Below are 4,469 nucleotides of genomic sequence, written 5' to 3' on the forward strand. Positions count from 1 at the left end.
ATCTAATTTCCTACCGTCTAATTCTCTCATCTTTTATCTTAACATTTTGCTTAATTTTATGTCTACTTACTTATACACTTATTAATAAGTCGTTCTCTCCGCAGTCAAAAGGCTTTAGTTTGCTCTTTAATTTAAGCCTTATAAGCCTATTTGAATTTGGCAATGGCTTTTATCTTTTTAGCATTTTCTTTTATCCGCACTCTTTCTTCATCCGATATTTTGTGTAATCCGGCCTCGGACTCCGCCGCTCGCTTCCAGAACCTTTCAGCATCTTTCCCTGTTAATATAGGCGTATCTTTGATTGGCAGTGCCATAGAAGCCTCCTTTTTTCGATTCGCTTGTTCTCTCTTTATGTTGCTAAAAGTCATACAGTAAAAGCAACGATATACCAGTGTTCAGTCTAAAATGTTGAGGTTTGGCCTCGTAAACATCTTATCCTTACAGATTATGGTTTAACGGACAAGGACAACGGCGCTGGCGAAAAAGGAAACAGGCAGGTTCTCACTCTTTCACCTTCACCGGAAGATTCTTTTCAGGATTGCCTTGACTGGATTTGATTCATGCTTGTTGGATTCCTGTTTTTTATAGGTCAATAGTTTAAGCTGTTCTTTAAGTTGCTCTATTTCGGCCTGTTGCCGTTGTATTTTAGATAGATTGCATGACAAAACTTCCGTCACCGCTCAGACAACACACCTCAACCTTTCCTTATTCATCGGATTGCCGGTTTCAACTACGAGTTTCCGACGAAGCAAGAAGGTTTAGGTCTGGTCAGGCTTTTCTTTTTTGGTCAGGGCTTGTTGTCGGGTCAGCTACGAGTGAGCGATACGCGGCCTAATGACTGTCATACTTCTGGCGCCATTCTGCCAGCAGTTTCTTAACCTCAGCTCGTTCCTCTGGTGTTGGCTCTTGTGAGATTTCTATTTTGGTGGACTTCTTTACCGGCTCTTGAAATAGCTCCGGCTGTACCTGCCAGACTTCTTTAAGAGCTGTCCATGTAATAGCGCCTAAGTGAGCCTTGCGGTCTACCTTAAGTGCTTTCTTGTGGTAAGTATGGCAATAGTCCAGGACAGATTCGATTCGCTCTTTGCCGTCTCGTGGCAGGTATACGGTAACTATCTCGTGAGCCTGTTTCTTGGACAGCAAGTAGGTCTTCTGTAATCGCTGAAACAATCCACGCTCATACTCTGGCAGCTTCGACACGGCAAGGTCATACTGGTCTGTGATTGTAAAATCAGCGGCTATGCTATCGGTTGGCGGCTCTGGCAGGCGTGTGAAGACGTGAACGATTAATCCGGTTACGGCGCGGCCTGTTTTCTTTTCGTCAAAGGTGAACTGTAGGTCTGTCTTGGCGGATAGCTCTGTTTGTGCGGTTAAGATTACATTTCTCTTGAAATCGTTGTATAGCTTATACTCGTTATCGGCAATACCTAAAATCTTTCGTAACTCGATAACCTCAAACTCACGCTTACCAATTTTGCCATACTGCTTGAGCAGCTCGTATAGCCGGATTGAGTACAGACTATTTAATCGTATGACATTTTGTAATTGATATGCGGTAAACCTCTCTCTTAATTCTAAAAGATAAGGCTTAAGCATTGCTGAGAACTCCAACTCAAGGTATCCTTTGCCATAATAATATTTACTGGCCGATAACCAGCTTGTATCAAGGTAGAATTCCTCTTGTGGATTGTGGATATGCAAATCTCTATGCCTCAAGCTGTTTGCCAGCTTTCTTATCTCTGCGTGGTATTTGCCGGACACGTCTAACATAGCCGTCAATTCCTCTACTGAAATGCGTATCGGCGTAAAATCCTTATCGTCAGGTTTAATCTTTGAAATCATGCACAATATGATTTTCTGCTCATTCAGCGATAGACGATAGTGCGCCTCGATAAGTTCATTCGATTTCACTACAAGCTGTTTCAGGTTCTTTTTTGCCATGACAGGAGATTATCATAATTACGAGAAAATATCAATGCACCTCGTAGTTGGTATGAAATTCCTCGTAGTTGGTATGAAATTCCTCGTAGTTAATGCTGTTTTGGTATGAAATTCCTCGTAGTTGGTATGAAATTCCTCGTAGTTCGACGCGTAGAATGGCTTCCCATGCGGGTCTTCAGCCACCGAAAATAGGAAAATAAAATACTAGTAAAATATAACAACTATGCGCGCGCGTGGAGTAGAGAAGAGACCAATGAGTAGAGTGTTCCGTTGTTGTTTTTTATGGATATGGTACGGATTAACGGACAAACGGCTCTGACAAAAAGGAAACATGCAGGCTCTCAATCTTTTACCTTCATCAGGCGTTTGCCTTTTTACTATGTCCATGTGAAGCAGGTAACGGTTATTGAGGAAGGTTGCTCGAATTAATCATAAACGTCTTTACGGTGTCCCACTTTGTGAACTGTTACGATTTTACTATTGTGGTCTATACTGTAAACGGCTCTGTAGACACCTATGTATAGCTTATAGAGCCCCGCTAAATTACCGCTTAAAGGTAACGGAGTTAAGTCTTCTATGTTTTTAGAAAGCCATCTTAATTTATCGGTAATCCTTTTGGCCATTGAGGGGTCAAGTTCGGCAAGTGCTTTTATTGCTTTTGGTAGAACATTTAACTCATAAGCCAAGTTGCCGTATTACCTCTTCTATGGGTATCCCTTTTTTGCCTTCCTTGATTTCTTTTAAGCTCTCAATCAGCTCTTGTTCCACTTCCGGCTTTAAGTTTAAACCATAGTCAGGGTCATATGTCGGGTCTTGTAAAATTATCGTTTCCAAGTCGTAACCCGGGTCATGTATAGTGATAGTTTCCATGAGCTTAGTATAACACCTGCTTTAAAGTTTTGTCGCTATCGGCACGGATTAACAGACAAGGACAACGGCGCTGGCGAAGAAGAAAACATGCGGGCTCTCAATTTTTTACCTTCATCGGAATAGCCACTTTAGACTTCAACTTTGACACTGACGAAAACAAAAAGGTTTGTAGCGGTCGGCTTTTGCTAAGGTTTGTGTATGGCTTGTCGAAAATGTTTGCCTTTTATCTCTTTCCGTGATATACTTTTGATATGAGTGAAACAATGATTGCCAATACCCAGGACATTGAACGTATAAACGAAATGCTGAAGGAGCTTTCCCCTGAAACTATTGCATCTATCGTTGCCTTCATAGCCTATCAAGCAGATAGAGAACGCAGGCATAAAATATTCGTTGAGGAAACGCTTGCGGCTGAACAAGAGCCTATGTTGACTTTTAACAGCGCACAAGAAGCGTTTGACGCCATTTTCAGTGAAGTATAAAGTCCAATATCCCAAGTCCTTTTCTAAGAGGACTTTTAAACTTTCAAGTAATAACCCTATACTCAAGAACGCTATAAGCAAAGTATTCCTAAAACTTGAGGAAAATCCTTTTGACCAGTCTCTTGATACGCATAAACTGTCAGGGAATCTCAAAGACAGGTATTCCTGCTTTGTTACCAGAGACATTCGTATTACGTTTAGGCTGTCTGATAACATAATATCTCTACTCAACATAGGTTCTCACGATGAGGTGTATTGATTCACCAGAGCGCCTTAGAGTGGTCATAGAGCGCTTTAGACCGGCAAAACATATTGACCTGTCAACCCTGCCAAAAGATTCCTTCCTGACCATTGTAGAGCGTCACAGACACGGATTAAAAACAAGGACAACGGCTGACGAAAAGGAAAAGGGTTAGGCCTATTCTTGTTTCATCGTCTCTATCTCTTGTCCATGCGTGTCACCGGAAGATTCTTTTCAGGATTGCCTTGACTGGATTTGATTCATGCTTGTTCGATTCCTGCCGCTCGTAGGTCAATAGTTTAAGCTGTTCTTTAAGTTGCTCGATTTCAGCCTGTTGCCGTTGTATTAGTGATTCCTTATCGGATAACGCTTTATCCTTATCAGCCAATAACCGCTCGTAAAGCTCTACTGTTTGGCTTGTGCGCTTCGTTTCCTTAGTGGTCGGCTCTACCTTCTCAGATTTCTTGCCAGCGTATAGCCTTACCTTCATTTCGTTTATCGTTAGTCGGTCATGTTTATATTGCTTAATCTGGTCAAGTATGACAAGTGCATTATCGCTGAACAGCATTTTGTTTTTATCAGAACGTATGATTTCACTCTGAAACAAATCTGGCAGTGTCTTGACACACTTGCGAATAAATGGTTGTTTTAACCCCGTTGCAAGCTGAATATCGTTTATATCGTGCTTAAACATAGTCTCAAACAGAAAGATAGCATATAAACTAACCTTTTTGGTAGTTAAGCGCGTAGAAACAGAACGTCAAAACACCATTTAAAATATTGCAATCACCACAAAAACACTTGACAAGATATGCAAACAAGTTTTACTATAAGACAAAAGATAGCTTATGTCCTATATCACGATACATGATAGTACAAAAGGAGGCACAAATGTACACAGAACTCGGAGTCTCAAAAGGTAATGACAGGCGCGT

Annotated in this window: 8 protein-coding genes; 3 read left to right on the forward strand and 5 right to left on the reverse strand. The window is 41.3% G+C overall.

Annotated features, from left to right (window positions below; all coding sequences use genetic code 11):
* Positions 1-146: 146 nt before the first annotated feature.
* The 4 genes from ASN18_RS17525 to ASN18_RS08595 form a co-directional block, all read right to left on the reverse strand.
* Positions 147-314, reverse strand: coding sequence for a hypothetical protein (locus ASN18_RS17525; protein ID WP_236861617.1), 168 nt, complete (start codon positions 312-314; stop codon positions 147-149).
* A gap of 517 nt (positions 315-831) precedes the next feature.
* On the reverse strand, positions 832-1,941 hold the full coding sequence (locus ASN18_RS08585) for a replication initiation protein (RefSeq protein WP_085052335.1): 1,110 nt from the start codon (positions 1,939-1,941) through the stop codon (positions 832-834).
* Positions 1,942-2,366: 425 nt separating this feature from the next.
* Positions 2,367-2,627 carry a type II toxin-antitoxin system RelE family toxin gene (locus ASN18_RS08590; RefSeq protein WP_236861618.1) on the reverse strand — a complete coding sequence of 87 codons (261 nt, stop codon included), beginning with the start codon at positions 2,625-2,627 and terminating at the stop codon, positions 2,367-2,369.
* A complete protein-coding gene (locus ASN18_RS08595) occupies positions 2,617-2,811 on the reverse strand; it encodes a hypothetical protein (protein ID WP_085052336.1) in 195 nt (64 codons plus the stop codon). The genes ASN18_RS08590 and ASN18_RS08595 overlap by 11 nt, the downstream gene beginning before the upstream one ends.
* Positions 2,812-3,062: 251 nt before the next feature.
* On the opposite strand from ASN18_RS08595, the gene ASN18_RS08600 reads away from it, so the two are divergent.
* Genes ASN18_RS08600 through ASN18_RS17150 form a run of 3 tightly spaced genes read left to right on the forward strand, consistent with a single transcriptional unit; the run spans position 3,063 to position 3,709 of the window.
* Positions 3,063-3,293, forward strand: a complete 231-nt coding sequence (locus ASN18_RS08600) for a hypothetical protein (RefSeq protein ID WP_157072895.1) — start codon at positions 3,063-3,065, stop codon at positions 3,291-3,293.
* Positions 3,283-3,552 (forward strand): type II toxin-antitoxin system RelE/ParE family toxin, encoded by a 270-nt coding sequence (locus tag ASN18_RS17950; protein ID WP_085052338.1) that lies wholly within the window; start codon positions 3,283-3,285, stop codon positions 3,550-3,552. Before ASN18_RS08600 ends, ASN18_RS17950 begins: the two co-directional genes overlap by 11 nt.
* A complete protein-coding gene (locus tag ASN18_RS17150; protein WP_157072896.1) occupies positions 3,539-3,709 on the forward strand; it encodes a hypothetical protein in 171 nt (56 codons plus the stop codon). The genes ASN18_RS17950 and ASN18_RS17150 overlap by 14 nt, the downstream gene beginning before the upstream one ends.
* Before the next feature lie 42 nt (positions 3,710-3,751).
* Here ASN18_RS17150 and ASN18_RS08610 read toward each other — a convergent pair whose 3' ends face one another.
* On the reverse strand, positions 3,752-4,228 hold the full coding sequence (locus tag ASN18_RS08610) for a hypothetical protein (protein ID WP_085052339.1): 477 nt from the start codon (positions 4,226-4,228) through the stop codon (positions 3,752-3,754).
* Between the last annotated feature and the right edge of the window lie 241 nt (positions 4,229-4,469).

The sequence above is a fragment of the Candidatus Magnetominusculus xianensis genome, from assembly GCA_001541255.1.
GTDB classification, from domain to species: Bacteria; Nitrospirota; Thermodesulfovibrionia; order Thermodesulfovibrionales; family Magnetobacteriaceae; genus Magnetominusculus; species Magnetominusculus xianensis.

Coding starts and splice junctions, on each gene's coding strand:
- ASN18_RS17525 (WP_236861617.1), bottom strand. CDS start 314: ATGGCACTGCCAATCAAAGATACGCCTATATTAACAGGGAAAGATGCT.
- ASN18_RS08585 (WP_085052335.1), bottom strand. CDS start 1,941: ATGGCAAAAAAGAACCTGAAACAGCTTGTAGTGAAATCGAATGAACTT.
- ASN18_RS08595 (WP_085052336.1), bottom strand. CDS start 2,811: ATGGAAACTATCACTATACATGACCCGGGTTACGACTTGGAAACGATA.
- ASN18_RS08600 (WP_157072895.1), top strand. CDS start 3,063: ATGAGTGAAACAATGATTGCCAATACCCAGGACATTGAACGTATAAAC.
- ASN18_RS17150 (WP_157072896.1), top strand. CDS start 3,539: ATGAGGTGTATTGATTCACCAGAGCGCCTTAGAGTGGTCATAGAGCGC.
- ASN18_RS08610 (WP_085052339.1), bottom strand. CDS start 4,228: ATGTTTAAGCACGATATAAACGATATTCAGCTTGCAACGGGGTTAAAA.